Below are 15,984 nucleotides of genomic sequence, written 5' to 3'. Positions count from 1 at the left end.
CTATTCCACATCCTCCCGTATATATTGTTTGATAATATCCCGCACCGATTCCGGCGTCAGGTTGCCGTACACGTGCTCATTGATCATGATCGCCGGGGATATTTCACAGAGTCCCAGGCAGGGACAGTATTCCAGGGTGAACCTTCCGTCCTCGGTCGTCTCCCCGATGCTGATGCCGAGCTGATCCTCCAGCGCCTGAACGACTGCCTGCGCCCCATGTACGTGGCACGGCGCGCTCTTGCACATCCGGACAATGTAGCGCCCCCTCGGTTTTACCGACAGCATCGCATAAAAGGTGATGAAACTGTACACCTTGTTCATCGGAATATCCATCTCCCTGGCGATGACTGACGCCACCTCCTTGGAAAATGCCGACACAACCTTCTGCGCCCGGATGATCACTGTCATCAGCATATCCGGTCTGCCCTTGTATTCCGCCGCAATCGCAGCCACCTGTACCAGCTTTGAAGCCGGTGTCTTATATACATAACTGTCCCTGTCCATCCTGCTCCCTCACTTTCAGTTTGTATTTTTCCAAACTTATTTTTTGTTTGACTAACTGTCTGTTTGATTTTTTCTCAATTATAGGGATGCACTGACAAATTGTCAAGAAAAACTTACAGTTTGGTTTGTTAATTGACAAACAGTTTGTCTGAGAGTATGATGAAAGAAACAGGTTTGCTCTCATTTCCCGTTATCTTGTACCTGAATTTTTGATTTTTAAACAAAAAAGGAGAACATTCTCTTATTTATGTTCCCTATCTACTAACTTTTTTCTATAGAAACAGGATTGACGCAGCAAAATGAACGCGATAAAATTTTTTTCAGGAACTTTGACAAAAGAAAGACAATCCCTGTGCATTTCATTTTCCGAATTATTTTAAGACGCAAAATTTTGCGATACACACTCGAGGCACAGAGCACCCCAAAGGAGGTATTCATGGAAATTTCCAACTACATGGACTTTCAGTTTCTCATCCGTTTTCTCGAAGGACTTCAAAAGTTTCTCGGAGATAACTGTGAGATCATCGTCCACGATTACCGCAAAGGCTACGATCACACGATCGTCTACGCATTCAACTCACAGCTAAGCGGGCGCGACGTCGGCGGTTCCCCGCGCGGCGGCATGATCACACAGCTTGGCAATGATATCGAGCCGCTCAAGCATTCGATCATTTCCCTCGATACCAGCCAGAAAGACCGGCTTTTTAAGTCCTGCACAACGCTCATCGAGAACGAACATCACAAAATTATCGGATCTGTCTGCTTAAATATGGATGTTCGCGATCTCTATCTGGCACAGAGCGCCCTGCAAAATCTGATCGGACGCCCAGGCACCATCGGCGTATCGGCAGCTGTGGGCGCACAGATCGACGGCATGTCTGGCTGCACACCATCCGGAATGGCTTCTGATGGCACCTTTTCAGGAACTGGCAGCACGGACGGCACGAATGGCGCAAATCAGGCAGCCATGTCTGACCGCGACTTTATTCTCAAAAAGAATGTCGATGATATTTTACAGCACTATATTTATCAGGCAGAGTCCATGATCGGAAAACCGATGATGCTGATGAACAAGGAAGAAAAGATTCGTGCACTCGACTATCTTGACCAGAAAGGCGTCTTCAAGATCACAAAAACCAGCCTGCTCCTGTGCGACGCGATGCAGATTTCCAAGTATACACTGTATAATTATCTGGAAGAAGCGCGGATTTCACGAAAGAGTGAAACGAATGAATAAGAATCATAAACTAATTCTTTCAACCTCTGTTTGCTTAACCTTTGATTCATTTTAAAATATAAAAGACCTGAAGAGCAGCCATTTACCGCACCTTTCAGGTCTTTTTATATTCATTTACCATATTTACATTATTTTCTCAATTTTTCTAGTATTCTTTCTATTATTGTTGCTTCTTACCTATTCTTTTTATCCTATAAACAGACACCACGCCGGAATCGTAATCATCGAAATCAGCGTTGTGAGCACTACCGTTTTCGCTGCAAACGGTGCATCGCTGTCATAGCGCGCCGCAAAGATCGCTGCAGTTGCACCGGCTGGCATTCCCGTCATGATGACTGCCACACCTGCTGCCACCGAATCCAATCCGGCCGCCAGGCTGATTCCATATGCCAGAAGCGGAAGAAGGAACAGACGGAGCACACTGAATTTGAGGGCCGTCGGATTAATAATCTCACGCAGTTTCACATCGGTCAGAATCGTACCGATAATAAACATCGTCAGCGCCGAGTTACAGTTTCCAATGTAGGTAACCGTCGATTTCAGCACGCCCGGAAGCTGCAGCTGTGTCGCCATCAGGAACATACCGATGTAGACACCGACCAGACACGGGTGCGTCAGGACATTTCTCAATACCTTTTTCCGGTCAGAACCGCCTCCAACAAAATAGGATGTACCCGCCGACCACATGACAACGCGCATCGGAATCAGGAAAATGGATGCGTAGAGAAGTCCCATACTTCCATATACGCCTTCCGCAACCGGGTTTCCAAGGAATCCGCCGTTGGAAACGATCGTACAGTATTGAAGCACCTTCCGGTGCTGCTCTGAATATTCCTTAAACAGCACTTTGTTGAGTGCCACACAGACAAGCTGCAAGACAAATCCAACCGCCAACAGCAACCCGCACGTTTTAAAAATCGAAGCATCAAATGAAATCAGGCACGATTTCACAATATTGCAGGGAATCACGATATTCACGCAGAGATCCGTCAGACATTTTTCGCCTTCCTTGCTGATGATCCCTCGACGTTTCAGTACCGCACCCGCCAGTATCATCAGGAATAAGGAACCCTGTAGGTTGCAAAGTTCGAGTAAATTCATATGGCTCTTCCTCCTTTTCCTACGACCTTCTTATGAGACGAACCAAAAAACTCCAGATCGGCAGTATGTACAGATACGACGCCACCACCACACTCGCAATCGGAGCACCGACGGCTGCCAGAGGAACGGCTCCGGCGATCGACCACGGAACCAGCGGTGCCAGCACAACCGCCGTATTTTCCAGATCGATTGCAAATCGTTTATTATCTGGATTTCCTTCCTTGCAGAGCTGATGGGTCAGCATGATCGAAAGCGTCTGGTTACAAGCGATCATGGAAGCAACTGCCGCCACCGCAAAGGTCGCACCAAACGGAGTAATTTTCCGGCTCAACGCCTCTATTTTCCCCTGAATCGGCTTCAAGAGCCCAGTTCCCTCGAAAATTCCTGCATAACAGGAGGACAGGCTCACAATCGCAGCCACCTTAATCATTGATTTCAGTCCGCCGCCGTTCATCATAGCATTGAGCGCCGGATCGCTTGCCTGATAACCGGTCAGGCACATCTGTAAAATTTCTTCGATTGTCCGCCCCTGCAGCACCACGCTCAGAAACGCCGCCAACACAATGCTGATCAGCATCGTTTTCTTGACCTCCACCCGGAACACAGACAGCACCAGGATAATCGCCGCCGGGATTACCGCGCTCCAATGAAGTACAAAACGATTGGAAAACAGCCCTTCCACATCCATCCGTCCGTTTCCGGCACTCATGGAACGTCCCACTATATAATAGAGAATACATGTAGCCACAAATGGCACCAGCGATGTCTTTATCATTTCGCGGATATTTTCATAAATATCCGTCTTCGTCAGCACACAGACAAGATTCGCGCTGGACGATACCGGTGAACAGCGGTCGCCAAAATAGATGCCAGAAAGAATCGCACCGCCGATCCAGAACGGGTCAAGCTCCATCGCACGTCCCATCGCCATACAGATAACGCCCATCGTCGCGCCGGTTCCAAAGGAGGTTCCGGTCAGGATCGACACCATACAGTTAAGAAGGAACGCGATCACCAGAAATGCCGACGGCGACACCAGCTTCGACGACCAGCACACGATCACGGCGATCGTGCCGGATGCCCGCCACAGCGCTGTGATAAAGCCAATAAGTCCGAAAATCATCAGGATATTGCGGACGGTTTTAACGCCAGAAAGCGACATTTTTCCGAGTTCCGCGAGGCTGTGCTTCCGAATCAGGCCATACGCACAGAAAATCAGATAGCCACCCGCCAACGCCCAAAGCACGGACGCGCCGGTAAACACGCAGCCTGCCAGCGCCGCGATAAATGCAAGTAATACAATTCCCTCCAGCATACTTCCTCTCTCTTTCCTACCAACCTGTTATTTTTCATCATAATCTTTTGTTTTTGATGTTTTTAGTATATTCCTGTTCCACCTTAATGTCCATCTGTTATTTTATGTATTAAATACAGCTAATTTTTGTATCTTACGCAAAAAATCCCTGCTTTTTCTCTATTCGTTTGTTTCTTGATCTAAAAAAGAAGACTTCCCAACATTTTATAATCGTCCAGCTTTCTTCTACTTTTTTCTATTTCTTCATATACTTTTCTGACATACCCTCCCCGGAGATCTGCTATGCGAAGATTTCATCCTTTGATTACCGGAACCCTGCTCCTGACAGCAGTCGGATTTTTCTGCCGGATTCTCGGCTTTTTCTACCGCATCTTTCTCTCCCGGACGATCGGCGCCGAAGGTCTGGGTTTATATCAGATGATTTTTCCCATACATGGCATCGCATTTGCTCTCTGCGCCGGTCCAATCCAGACTTCACTCTCCCGCCTGACCGCCGCCTCCCCGGAAAAGGGACGCGCCTTTTTGCGGGTCAGCCTCGCACTCTCACTATCGATCGCCCTGCCGCTGACCTCTTTGATCTACACCTTCGCCGATTTTCTCGCCGCGCGCGTCCTTCTTGCGCCCGAATGTGCGCCGCTTCTGCCCGCACTCGCCCTCTCGATCCCCTTCTGCGCGATCCATGCCTGCTGCTGCGGGTATTATTATGGGCTCAAAAAAACGGCAGTCCCGGCATTTTCACAGGTGGTCGAGCAGTGCATCCGCATTTTCTCCGTCCTGCTGATCGTCCATGTCTGCCGCACGAACAGGATTCCGATCACGGTGCTGCTGGCTGTCTGGGGGCTGTTGATCGGGGAAGCGGCATCGGCGGTGTTCTGTCTGCTGGTTTATGGATGCTCGAAGTCCGTTGCCATACTGCCAAATGCAAACACACCTATTACTCCCCTGCTCCTCCCCCTCCTCACCATGGCACTCCCCCTCATGGCGAATCGCCTCACGCTCAGCTTTCTCCAGAGTCTCGAAGCCATCTTTGTACCGAACCAGCTTCTCCTCTCCGGGCTCTCGCGGGTTGAATCGGTCAGTATTTACGGAGTCCTCACAGGCATGGCACTCCCCTTTGTCCTCTTTCCATCCGCCATCACCAACTCCCTCGCCGTCGTCCTGCTCCCGGCAGTCTCGGAAGCGCAGGCGCAGAATCAGCCGGACAAAATCGAACGCACCATCTCCATGGCACTCCGCTACAGCCTGTACATGGGAATTCTCTGCGTCGGGCTCTTCACCCGCTTTGGTCCAGCACTGGGCGAAACCTTTTACCACAACGCCGATGCCGGACGTTTCATCCAGATTTTATCCTGGCTCTGCCCGTTTCTCTACCTCTCCACTACCATGGGAAGTATTTTAAACGGACTTGGGAAAACGGGAACCGTCTTCGTCCACCATACGGTTTCCATGCTTCTCACCCTGTCGCTCGTCCTTTTCGCCATCCCGCGATGGGGAATTTTCGCCTATCTGGCGGCGCTTCTCATCAGCGAACTGGTGCTCGCCTTTCTCCACATCCACGCCCTCGCCTGCGAAGTCCCGATCCGCCTACCAGTCAGCCAGGGCATTGTAAAACCGTCATTCTGCCTGCTGGTTTCGATTGGGATGTTAGAAGTTATTCCAAACGCGTCTTACCTGCCTCACCTGTTTCCGCCTGTCCTCATCCAGTCCGGTATCCTTTGCCTGCTGTATATAGGAGGACTGCTTCTCTTACATACAGGTACAGTCAAACAATAAATTATATGCTATTTTGCTATATCCCTTAAATGCAATATGTTTAGGTATTTTCTGGCAATTTACATTTTTTTATTTTATACTTATTACATTCAGGGGGATTTACAAAGGGGGAACTTTTTTGAAATACGATATCAATTTTCGGCATTTAGAATATTTTATCAAGGTAGCGCGCCTCGGATCCATCAATAAAGCCGCCCAGGCGCTCTATATTTCCCAGCCGTATCTTGGGAAAATCATGCACGATCTGGAAGAAAATCTCGGCGCCAGGCTCTTTAACCGCAGCCGCTCAGGCGTAACATTAACGCCTGAAGGAATGGAATTTCTGACACATTCCGAAAAAATCATTGACGAAATGGAACAGCTCTGGTTTCAGAAAAAGAAGGAACAAATCAAAATTTCTGATCCGCTGGCTGTCTCCATGACACGTTTTTCCCATATCATGGAAAGTTTCAGTGAAATAGTCCTGCGTCACCGCGATCAGCCATCCTTCTCCCATCGACTGTATGAAGGCAATTCAGACGAAGTCATCGAGGATGTGGTATCCGGGCGTGTCGATGTAGGCGTGTTTCATTTTGACAGCCGCAAACGGCGTGAAATGGAGGCCTTGCTCGAATCAAAAGGGCTGGAATACCATTTTCTTGCCAACATCGAACCACACATTATCATTTCCCGCAAACATCCGCTTCTGCTGCAACAGAAACCGGTCAACCTGCACACACTGGCAGAGTACGGCTTTCTTTGGTATCTTGGACAATGCGATGATTATATTTACCAGCTTCTCTCCGAAGGAGATCAGAATGCAGAAAAAATGCGCTCGAAAATCACCTATATTTCCAGCCGCGCCACCCTGATGTACATGATCTCGATCAGTGACTGCTACAGCATCGGCATCCACGATTTCGCCAAACAAGAAGCCTCCTACCAGTCCACTTCTATTCCGATTCCAAACTGTGGTTTTATGCTGGAATTTGGATATGCAATGCGGAAAGACACGCCAATGACGGCGATCGTACAAGAATTTATTTATGACTTAAAGAAAAAACTTCTCTAAAAAAACACCATCAAAGCTGCCGGACATTCACAGCCGTCCCGGCAGTTTTTTTTGATCCTTTTCAGCACCTCTTCCCCGTTCATCATAAATATTTATTCATATCTGACATATATATCCCGTTATACCTTTTTGTCATATCCCTTAAAGCTGACACGCATTATACAAACTGTCTTCCCCATGCTACCATACTATCAGAAAGCAACACCGAATAAAAAACAGGAGGCGTTTAAGTATGAGAGATGTACTTGAACAGGCCGTTGCACTGGGAAAAACACATACCCATGAGGGTGCAGTTGCCACCTACATACCAGAACTTGGAAAGGTAGATGGCAGTCAGCTCGGAGTCAGTGTTTTTTGCCGGAACGGCAAACGGATTTCCGTCGGGGATACGAAAGTCCGATTCAGTATTCAGAGTATCTCCAAAATCATCACCCTTGCAGTCGCGCTGGAAATCTGCGGCTTCGACCAGGTATTTAAAAAAGTAGGCATGGAGCCGACCGGCGATCCATTTAACTCGCTGATGAAACTGGAAAATACGGACAGTTCCCCCTACAACCCGATGATCAATGCAGGCGCTATCGTAGTGGCAAGCTGCCTTGCTTCCGAAATCAGTTTCGATACCATGCTTGATACCATCCGGGCTCTCTGCATGGATCCGGACATCAACCTCGACAAAAAGGTTTATCACTCGGAAATGTCTCATATTTCCCGCAACCGGGCAATCGCCTATCTGCTGGAGAGCAAGGGGTACATCGAAAAGAATAAAGATGTGGAAAACAGCCTGCATTTTTATGTCAAAATGTGCTCTCTCAGCGTGACGGCAGAAAGCCTCGCCGGACTGGGACTGATTCTCGCCAACGATGGCATTCATCCAGACACGGGGAAACGGCTTTTAAGCAGCCAGGCGGTTAAAATCGTCAAAACACTCATGTTTACCTGCGGTATGTACGATGGTTCCGGCGAATTTGCCGTCCGGGTCGGCATCCCATCCAAAAGCGGCGTCGGCGGCGGTATCTTATCAGTGGTAGACGGCGAGATGGGAATCGGCATCTTCGGACCGGCGTTAGATAAAAAGGGGAACAGCGTCGCTGGAGAATGCGTGCTTGAATATATGTCACATGAACTGCATCTCCATATGTTTGATCCGCAGCGGCACACTTTATAGCAAAAACAATATGTAAATTGTATGAGAGGGGTATTTTAAAATGGCAGATTTATACGCAAAGATAATCGGCACAGCAAGCAACTATCTTTACAGCTACGTGTTAATCATCCTGCTGGTAGGCGGCGGCATATATTTTACCATCCGCACCAAAGGGGTACAGCTTCGTTACTTACTTGAATCTATCCGGGTTATCCTGGAGCCATCCGACAAGGAAGATGAGTCTATTTCCGCCTTTCAGGCATTGATGGTTTCCACTGCTTCGCGCGTCGGCACCGGAAATATCGCCGGCATTTCTACCGCCATCTGTTTCGGCGGTCCGGGCGCTATCTTTTGGATGTGGATGACCGCGATCCTCGGAAGTGCAACCGCATTTGTAGAAAGTACGCTGGCACAGATCTACAAACGCCGTGCCGAGGACGGAAGTTGCTACGGCGGTCCTTCCTACTATATTGAAGCCGTTCTGAAAAAAAGATGGCTGGGTGTTCTCTATGCTATTTTCATGATTTTGACTTACATGGTTGGATTTAACCTCGTTGCATCCTTCAATGTGGCAGATTCTTTTAAAGTATACAGTTTCTACAATCCAAGCCTGACTCCGATTCTCATCGGTATCATCCAGGCTGTTATCTTCGGCATCTGCATCAGCGGCGGCGGCAAACAGATCGCTAAAATCACAGGAATTCTTGTTCCGGTAATGGGCGGACTTTACATTGCAGCTGCCCTGCTGATGATTATTCTCCACGGAAACATGATTCCGGGTATGTTCGCAAGCATTTTTGAAGGGGCTTTTGATATTCAGGCTATCTTCGGCGGCTTCATGGGATCCGTTGTGATGCTCGGCATCAAGAGAGGCTTGTTCTCCAATGAGGCAGGTGTCGGTGCTTCCGCTACCGCAGCCGGTTCCGCGGGTGTCAGCCACCCGGTCAAACAGGGTCTTGTTCAGGTATTATCCGTATTTATCGATACTGTTGTCATCTGCTCTGCAACCGCATTTTTACTGCTCTGCTCCGGCGTTGCACCGAGTGCAGACATGGCTGGCATGGCATATGTGCAGGCAGCTATGAATAACGTATTCGGCACCGCAGGTGTTGTATTTATCACAGTTGCCCTGATTTTATTTGCCTTTACCACGCTACTCGGAAACTACTATTTTGCTGAAACCGGCATGGCTTATCTCTGCGGCAAAACTCCGGTCAAGGGCGTCCGGATTACCCAGAGAGTGATCGCTATCGTGATTGTCCTCATCGGTTCTGTGGCAAGTCTCGGCATCGTGTGGGATACCGCCGATGTTCTGATGGGACTGATGGCAGTCATCAACGTACCAATTATCTTCCTGATTGCCAAGCCGGCGCTCCGCTGCCTGGAAGACTACCGGGCACAGAAACAGGCTGGGAAGAATCCGGTCTTTAAAGCAGCTGATATTGAGTTGAAAGAAGAAACCGATTTCTGGAATTAATAAAAACAAAAATCCGCATAAACAGGGCTGTCAGAATCTTTCCCACACATGGTTTCAACCACACTGTGCAAAATTCCGACAGCCCTGCCTGTATTTTTTCATATCTGTATTATATCTATCTTTTTACCGTTTTATTAATCTGCAGCCTTATTTGCGGTTCTTCCAAATCAAAAACATTCCAGCTGCCAGCAGCACCACTCCGACGGCGGCTCCCATCATCCAGTTCGAAGAAGATATTTTCCCCGATCAATTTTATCGAAATCTCTATTTCTATATCTTATACTCTCATAAATAGCAGATTTCTGTTCCTACTCCTGCTCATCCTCTTTCAGCACGTACGGCGTCATCTGGTATACATAGTAATTCAGCCAGTTCGTGTACAGCGTGTTGGACATATTTCTCCATTTCAGCACCGGCATGGAAAATGGATCGTTGTCCGGGTAATAGTTGCACGGTACCTGCGGATTTAAGCCTTTTTTCAGATCGCGGTGGTACTCGTTGTTTAACGTCATGCGATCATACTCTGGATGCCCCTGAACGAAAATCTGGCTTCCATCCTGGTTCATCACCAGAAATACGCCAGCCTCATCCGATTTCGCAAGAATCTGCAATTCCGGATGTTTCAGAATATCCTCTTCCCGGTCTTCCGTGTAACGGGAATGCGGGCAGTAAAAATAATCATCAAGGCTACGGACCAGCGGGATCTTCCGGTTCAAAAGACGATGTCTGTAAATGCCGGAAAGCTTTGTCTTTCTCTGATGTTTCTGAATTCCATAATGATAATAGAGTCCCGCCTGCATACCCCAGCAGATATGAAACGTCGAGGTCACATGCGTCTTGCTCCACTCCATGATCTTCGTCAGCTCGTCCCAGTAGTTGATCTCCTCAAACTCCATATTCTCCACCGGCGCGCCGGTAATAATCATACCATCAAAGCGCTTGCGGCGGATCTCGTCAAACGTCACATAAAACTTATTCAGATGCGTCTGTGATGTATTTTTCGAAATGTGCGTTTCCAGCATCAGGAATGAACAGTCCACCTGCAGCGGCGTATTCGAAAGTGCCCGCAGAAGCTGCGTCTCCGTATCCTCCTTGATCGGCATCAGGTTCAGAATCAAAATCTCAAGCGGACGAATATCCTGGCTCATCGCCCGATCCTCATCCATCACAAATATATTCTCCGATTCCAAAATTGCCCTAGCAGGAAGATCCTTTTGTATTTTAATTGGCATAGTTATATATCCCCTTTTATATAAAATTCGTTTGAATTTTAGGATTCTATTATATACCGATATGATTCATTTCTACTTACAATAAAAACTATATCAGCATTCCTAATCATAACACAAGCTGCAAAAAAAAGCCAGCTAAACACTGTCTGGCGTCCGGCTTTTTCACCTCTCTTATAGCTTCAAAAACTCCTCCTCCGAAAGAATCGGCACCCCCAATTCCCGCGCCTTCTTATTCTTCGAGGACGACGACGCCACATCATTATTGATCAGATAATTCGTCTTGGACGTCACGCTTCCGGTCACCTTGCCGCCGCGGCGCTCAATCAGCTCCTGCAGCTCTTTCCGGTTTTTGAAATGTTCCAGCGAACCGGTAATGACGAAATTCATCCCGGCGAATGCCTCATCTGCACCCTCGCTGCTTTCTTCGTCTTCTGCCTCAAAGGTCAGCTCCGCCAGCAGATGATCGACGATCGCATTATTCTTTCCATCCGAAAAGAATGCCGTCCACGCCTGCGCCAGAACTTCCCCGATTCCATCAATCTCGACCAGCTCTTCCACGGTGGCGTGACGCATCACCTCAAAATCATTTTTAAAATGACGGCAAATCATCTTGGCATTTGCCAGACCGATGCCTGCAACGCCCAGACCGTACACCATTCTCGGCAGGGTCGTGTGGGACGCTTTCTCAGCCGCCGCAATCAGATTGTCATACGATTTCTGCCCGAATCCGTCCATCTCGACGATCTCTTCCTGATGGCGGTCCAGATGGAAAATGTCCGCATACTCATGAATCATGCCGACGCCGATAAATTTCTCCAGCGTCGCCTCTGAAAGTCCCGCAATATTTAAGGCATCGCGGCTTGTAAAAAGAGTAAAACTCTTGATCTTCTTCGCCTGGCAGTCCGGGTTCGTGCAGTAGAGTGATTTTACATCGTTGAGCTGGCGCACCTCCGTCTGACCGCCGCACACCGGACATGCCTCCGGAATATCCCGGACGCCGCTGCGCGTCAGGTTATCCGCGATCTGCGGAATGATCATATTTGCCTTATAAACCGTAATCCGGTCGCCTGCCCCCAGTTCCAGCGCCTCCATGATGCTGATGTTGTGGACACTGGCACGGCTGACCGTCGTTCCCTCCAGCTCAACCGGTTCAAATACTGCCACCGGGTTAATCAGCCCCGTTCTCGACGCGCTCCATTCAATATAGAGAAGCGTCGTCTCCTGAATCTCATCCGCCCACTTGAATGCGATCGAATCGCGCGGAAATTTTGCCGTCCGCCCCAGCGACTGGCCGTAGGCAATATCATCATACAAAAGCACCAGTCCATCCGACGGCGTATCATTTTCCGCAATCGCCTCAGAATACATTTTGACCGTCTCCGGCAGCGTCTCTTTTGTCACCTCATGGTACTCTACGACCTCAAACCCCTGTGTTTTCAGCCATTCAAACTGCTCTTTCCGCGAATTTTTGAAATCAATGCCATCCGCCTTTACAAGGCTGAACGCATAAAAATGGACCTGTCTCTGCGCTGTGATTTCGCTGTTTAACTGACGCACCGAACCGCTGCATAAGTTTCGCGGATTCTTATATTTCGCATCGACATCCTCGATCTGCTCATTGATCTTCTCAAAATCCGAATACCGGATGATCGCCTCGCCGCGCAGGATAAGCTCACCCTGATAGGAAATATTTAACGGCACATTGACGAACGCCTTTGCATTTGCCGTGATAACCTCGCCGATCTCACCATTTCCACGCGTAACCGCCTTGACAAGTGTTCCATTCTGATAGGTCAGGACGATCGTCAGACCGTCCATCTTCCAGGATAAAAGCCCGGTCTGCCCGCCGAGCCAGTCTGCCAGCTCTTCCACGCTCTTCGTCTTATTTAACGAAAGCATCGGCTTCTCATGGCGCTCCTTCGGAAGCGCGCTGACTACCTCATATCCTACATTCTGCGTCGGGCTGTTCGCAAACACAATTCCCGTCTCTTTCTCCAATGAAACCAGTTCATCATAAAGCTTATCATACTCAAAGTTGCTCATGATCTCCCGGCTCTCCTGATAATAGGCGCGCCCTGCTGCCCGCAGCGTCCCAATCAGCTCCCGTATCCGTTTTGTCTTGTCCTCTGCCATCTATCTGACTCCACCTTTCCCATCGCTCTCTCCAACTACCTCTGAATGCGTTTTCAAGCATTTCTATGCAACCTCATATGTGAACCTGCACTGACTGCCAGACAACATTGTCTCAGCCATTCTTCTTTCCGTTCAAAATATCTTCTAATTTCTGTCTCTCTGCCGCTGTCACTTCCCGGTACTCGCCTGTTTTCAGCCCATCCAGCGTAATGTTCAGCATCCGGACGCGTTTTAATGTCTGTACCTGGTACCCAAGCGCCTCGCACATCCGGCGGATCTGGCGGTTGAGTCCCTGGGTCAGGATGATCCGGAAACTCGTCTTCCCGGTCTTTTCCACCTCACAAGGACGGGTAACCGTATCTAAAATCTTCACTCCTGCGCTCATCTTCCGGACAAACTCACTATCAATGGGTTTATCCACCGTTACCAGATATTCCTTTTCATGTCCGTAACGAGCCCTTAGAATCCGGTTGACCAGCTCGCCCTCATTCGTCATGAGAAGCAGCCCTTCTGAATCCTTGTCCAGACGCCCGATCGGGTAAATCCGGACCGGATAATCTAAAAATTCTACGATATTTTCTGCCCGATCTTTATCAGAAGTCGTGCAGACAATCCCCCGCGGCTTATTGACCGCTAAAAGCACCGGCGCATCCTTGCCGGACACCGCTACGCCATCGCACGCCACGCGCTGTCCCGGCATCAGCTTCTGTCCGACCTCTGCCACGCGCCCATCGATCGTCACACGCCCGTCCGCGATCCGCCGATCCGCCTCCCGCCGGGAGCAGATGCCCGCCTCGCTCAAAAAGCGATTTAAACGAACGCCTTCCGCTGGAATCCGGGATTCCTGCTTTTCACTTGGCTGTGCTCTCTTGTATGATGTATCATTTTGATTTTTTTGCATTTTATTCATCTCATTTCGATTTATTGTGCCGTAGGATTCCGGCAACCAAAGTATAAAAATTATAACATTTTCGTCCATGGGGGTGAACCTCACATGGCTAAAGTCACATGCTTCTCAGCCGTTTTAAACGGCAAGACTAAATATCGGCGGATACGCCAGTAACTTAGAATTCGTGCGGATACGCACTTTTCCCATGCCGGATACGGCTGGTTTCCACATTACAGGTAGTCCGCTGTATATCTGCCTGCATTTATGCCGCTTTTAAATTGTTTACTTCTACATAAAGCTTTCTCAAATCTGCATAAACACAGGAGGTTCTACGCTTCACTGCAGGTACTTTTGCCTCCAGTGAAGACCTTTCCGTTTCCGGCAAGGGTTTTAAAAATTCCCGTATAAAATATCTCGCTCCGATATTATAGGATGCTGACAGGTCGCAGTTATACTGTTTTCCGGTCCGGAAGGTACATAGGCTATGGTTCTCCTGGTTTCTTACTACCGCTCCGCTTCCGTCACAGGCCAGCCTGCTGGTGTTCCGGGCACTGACCCTGGACACACGAATTCCGTTCCGATGTGCCTGATGTTCACACAGTTTCTGAATATCCCGCTTTCTCCATAAATGAAGCTTTTGTTTCTTTTTTCCGGATATTTTTCCCTGCATTTCCAGATACTCAAACACAATTACACCTGCCTGATACTCTGCGGCATATTTCGTGATCTCCGCAGCTATTTTGCGGGACAGCTCCATATTCAGCCTTTTTGCATAATCCCATCGGCTTTGGACCTGTCTGGAGGAATGTTCCCTCTGAAAACGGCGGATTCTGCCAAGCACATGATACAAATGATCTTTATCACTGGAGAAATTTATAAATTTACGTCCCAGGATAGTGCCATCTGCACGCATGATGCTGCAGACCGCATCCGTATTGATTCCTAAAGCAACGCTGCATATCACCTGCTCTTTTACATCTGTCTTTGATAAGCTTACTTCCTCTGTGTATGAAAACCGAAGGAAATATTTATGATGTTTCCTTTCCAAAGTAGGGGCAGATGCCTTTTTACCACTCCATTTTTTTCGCAGATATTCCATATCGGTATGAAGTAATTTTACTTGAAACCACTTCCACTCCCGCCCATCAAACAGCTTTAAATGTGCCGCATCTTCTCCCGGTTCTGCTTCCTTATACATGACATCCCGATAAAATACCGGCATCGCATGATTCTCACAGACCAGCTTCGGTTTTCCTCTCAGTTCTCCCTTTTCCCACAAACTAAGGCGTGTCTGATAGGAGGACACGGCTCCAAGTGCGTGTTGAATCGCCGCTCTTCTCAGATAAGATGGCATCTTAGGGAAATGACGGTCAAACAGAAATCTGGCATGATTCTTTTTTGTCTCATGTACCAGATGTTCCGCTTCATTAAAGCGTTTTTGTGGATTTCTGATTTCTGAAAGTTCTTCCCAGGTCTCTGCATACACCGGAATCAGATAGGAAACTGCCTTCCGAAAAATATCCAGCGTAGAGCGGAGCGGTATATTCTTTTTTTTAATTTCTACTCCATAGCTGGATACAATCTGCATAAAATTTCCTACTTTCTTTTTTCCTTCTCTTTTTGTCCCTCAATGTATGCCACTACCAGATCCCTGCTTCGGTCACTTACGGTGACTGCACAATACGATGGATTCCACAAATGTCCTCCCCACAGCTCCTGTTTTAATTCCGGATGCGAAAGAAACAACTGACGTGCCAGATTCCCCTTCATAATCTTTATCATGTCTGATATAAAAAATTGCGGTTTGCAATCCAGAAGTAAATGAATATGATCTGGCATAACCTCCATCGCCAGAATCTTAAATTTGTATTCCTCCGCAAGCCCATACAACATTTTTTTACATTCTGCGTCTATCCCATTTTTCAGGACCTGTTTTCGATATTTCGTGCACCAGACAAGATGATATTGCAAAGAATACACATATCCTCTACCATATGAAAGTGTATTTCTCTTAATAGTAAATATATCTTTTTCCATGTTTATATTATACCATATGCCCCCACACTTGGCAAACGCTAGTTCTGTATCTTGATAAAAAATTTGGCGCACCTAACTCATCACTACTACA

General features: G+C 48.1%; 13 protein-coding genes. 5 read left to right on the top strand and 8 right to left on the bottom strand.

Translation table 11 applies throughout. The features are described 5' to 3' along the window. The gene (locus tag DWZ76_RS03120) at positions 1-504 is read right to left on the bottom strand and encodes an NAD(P)H-dependent oxidoreductase subunit E (RefSeq protein ID WP_107001275.1); all 504 of its coding nucleotides are present in this window, start codon (positions 502-504) and stop codon (positions 1-3) included. Between the two features lie 436 nt (positions 505-940). Here DWZ76_RS03120 and DWZ76_RS03115 point away from each other — a divergent pair, with 436 nt between their 5' ends. After that, entirely contained in the window at positions 941-1,741 is an 801-nt protein-coding gene (locus DWZ76_RS03115) for a helix-turn-helix transcriptional regulator (protein ID WP_118467018.1), read from the top strand. A gap of 186 nt (positions 1,742-1,927) precedes the next feature. On the opposite strand, the gene DWZ76_RS03110 is transcribed toward DWZ76_RS03115, so the two are convergent. Together DWZ76_RS03110 and DWZ76_RS03105 are read right to left on the bottom strand one after the other, a co-directional pair. Next, positions 1,928-2,842, bottom strand: a complete 915-nt coding sequence (locus tag DWZ76_RS03110) for an AEC family transporter (protein WP_117796001.1) — start codon at positions 2,840-2,842, stop codon at positions 1,928-1,930. Positions 2,843-2,861: 19 nt separating this feature from the next. Then, positions 2,862-4,157, bottom strand: a complete 1,296-nt coding sequence (locus DWZ76_RS03105) for a Na+/H+ antiporter NhaC family protein (protein WP_118467014.1) — start codon at positions 4,155-4,157, stop codon at positions 2,862-2,864. Between the two features lie 282 nt (positions 4,158-4,439). Between DWZ76_RS03105 and DWZ76_RS03100 the strand changes: the two genes are divergently transcribed. From DWZ76_RS03100 to DWZ76_RS03085, 4 genes are all read left to right on the top strand, one after another. Further along, positions 4,440-5,930, top strand: a complete 1,491-nt coding sequence (locus DWZ76_RS03100) for a polysaccharide biosynthesis protein (RefSeq protein ID WP_118467012.1) — start codon at positions 4,440-4,442, stop codon at positions 5,928-5,930. 118 nt (positions 5,931-6,048) lie between these two features. After that, positions 6,049-6,981, top strand: a complete 933-nt coding sequence (locus DWZ76_RS03095; protein WP_118471810.1) for a LysR family transcriptional regulator — start codon at positions 6,049-6,051, stop codon at positions 6,979-6,981. Between the two features lie 232 nt (positions 6,982-7,213). Further along, positions 7,214-8,146 (top strand): glutaminase A, encoded by a 933-nt coding sequence (glsA, locus tag DWZ76_RS03090; protein WP_107001281.1) that lies wholly within the window; start codon positions 7,214-7,216, stop codon positions 8,144-8,146. Positions 8,147-8,186: 40 nt separating this feature from the next. Further along, positions 8,187-9,602, top strand: coding sequence for an alanine/glycine:cation symporter family protein (locus DWZ76_RS03085; RefSeq protein ID WP_118467008.1), 1,416 nt, complete (start codon positions 8,187-8,189; stop codon positions 9,600-9,602). 308 nt (positions 9,603-9,910) lie between these two features. Here DWZ76_RS03085 and metA read toward each other — a convergent pair whose 3' ends face one another. The 5 genes from metA to tnpA form a co-directional block, all read right to left on the bottom strand. After that, entirely contained in the window at positions 9,911-10,834 is a 924-nt protein-coding gene (gene metA, locus DWZ76_RS03075; RefSeq protein WP_118471808.1) for a homoserine O-succinyltransferase, read from the bottom strand. Positions 10,835-11,005: 171 nt separating this feature from the next. Then, the gene (gene ligA / locus DWZ76_RS03070) at positions 11,006-12,967 is read right to left on the bottom strand and encodes an NAD-dependent DNA ligase LigA (RefSeq protein ID WP_118471806.1); all 1,962 of its coding nucleotides are present in this window, start codon (positions 12,965-12,967) and stop codon (positions 11,006-11,008) included. Positions 12,968-13,079: 112 nt separating this feature from the next. Beyond that, positions 13,080-13,868, bottom strand: a complete 789-nt coding sequence (locus tag DWZ76_RS03065; RefSeq protein WP_118471804.1) for a pseudouridine synthase — start codon at positions 13,866-13,868, stop codon at positions 13,080-13,082. 250 nt (positions 13,869-14,118) lie between these two features. Next, positions 14,119-15,444 carry an IS200/IS605 family accessory protein TnpB-related protein gene (locus DWZ76_RS03060; RefSeq protein WP_118471802.1) on the bottom strand — a complete coding sequence of 442 codons (1,326 nt, stop codon included), beginning with the start codon at positions 15,442-15,444 and terminating at the stop codon, positions 14,119-14,121. 8 nt (positions 15,445-15,452) lie between these two features. After that, positions 15,453-15,893, bottom strand: coding sequence for an IS200/IS605 family transposase (gene tnpA / locus DWZ76_RS03055; RefSeq protein WP_118472003.1), 441 nt, complete (start codon positions 15,891-15,893; stop codon positions 15,453-15,455). Between the last annotated feature and the right edge of the window lie 91 nt (positions 15,894-15,984).

Origin of the sequence: Clostridium sp. AF35-15, from assembly GCF_003477745.1 — a bacterium.
Classification (GTDB): domain Bacteria; phylum Bacillota; class Clostridia; order Lachnospirales; family Lachnospiraceae; genus Otoolea; species Otoolea fessa.
This window is presented reverse-complemented; position numbering and strand designations above follow the sequence as displayed.

Bases quoted from the DNA above. Each gene is read 5' to 3' on its own strand.
- DWZ76_RS03100 (WP_118467012.1), top strand. From the start codon at position 4,440: ATGCGAAGATTTCATCCTTTGATTACCGGAACCCTGCTCCTGACAGCA.
- DWZ76_RS03085 (WP_118467008.1), top strand. From the start codon at position 8,187: ATGGCAGATTTATACGCAAAGATAATCGGCACAGCAAGCAACTATCTT.
- metA (WP_118471808.1), bottom strand. From the start codon at position 10,834: ATGCCAATTAAAATACAAAAGGATCTTCCTGCTAGGGCAATTTTGGAA.
- DWZ76_RS03120 (WP_107001275.1), bottom strand. From the start codon at position 504: ATGGACAGGGACAGTTATGTATATAAGACACCGGCTTCAAAGCTGGTA.
- ligA (WP_118471806.1), bottom strand. From the start codon at position 12,967: ATGGCAGAGGACAAGACAAAACGGATACGGGAGCTGATTGGGACGCTG.
- tnpA (WP_118472003.1), bottom strand. From the start codon at position 15,893: ATGGAAAAAGATATATTTACTATTAAGAGAAATACACTTTCATATGGT.
- DWZ76_RS03110 (WP_117796001.1), bottom strand. From the start codon at position 2,842: ATGAATTTACTCGAACTTTGCAACCTACAGGGTTCCTTATTCCTGATG.
- DWZ76_RS03065 (WP_118471804.1), bottom strand. From the start codon at position 13,868: ATGCAAAAAAATCAAAATGATACATCATACAAGAGAGCACAGCCAAGT.
- DWZ76_RS03115 (WP_118467018.1), top strand. From the start codon at position 941: ATGGAAATTTCCAACTACATGGACTTTCAGTTTCTCATCCGTTTTCTC.
- glsA (WP_107001281.1), top strand. From the start codon at position 7,214: ATGAGAGATGTACTTGAACAGGCCGTTGCACTGGGAAAAACACATACC.
- DWZ76_RS03105 (WP_118467014.1), bottom strand. From the start codon at position 4,157: ATGCTGGAGGGAATTGTATTACTTGCATTTATCGCGGCGCTGGCAGGC.
- DWZ76_RS03060 (WP_118471802.1), bottom strand. From the start codon at position 15,444: ATGCAGATTGTATCCAGCTATGGAGTAGAAATTAAAAAAAAGAATATA.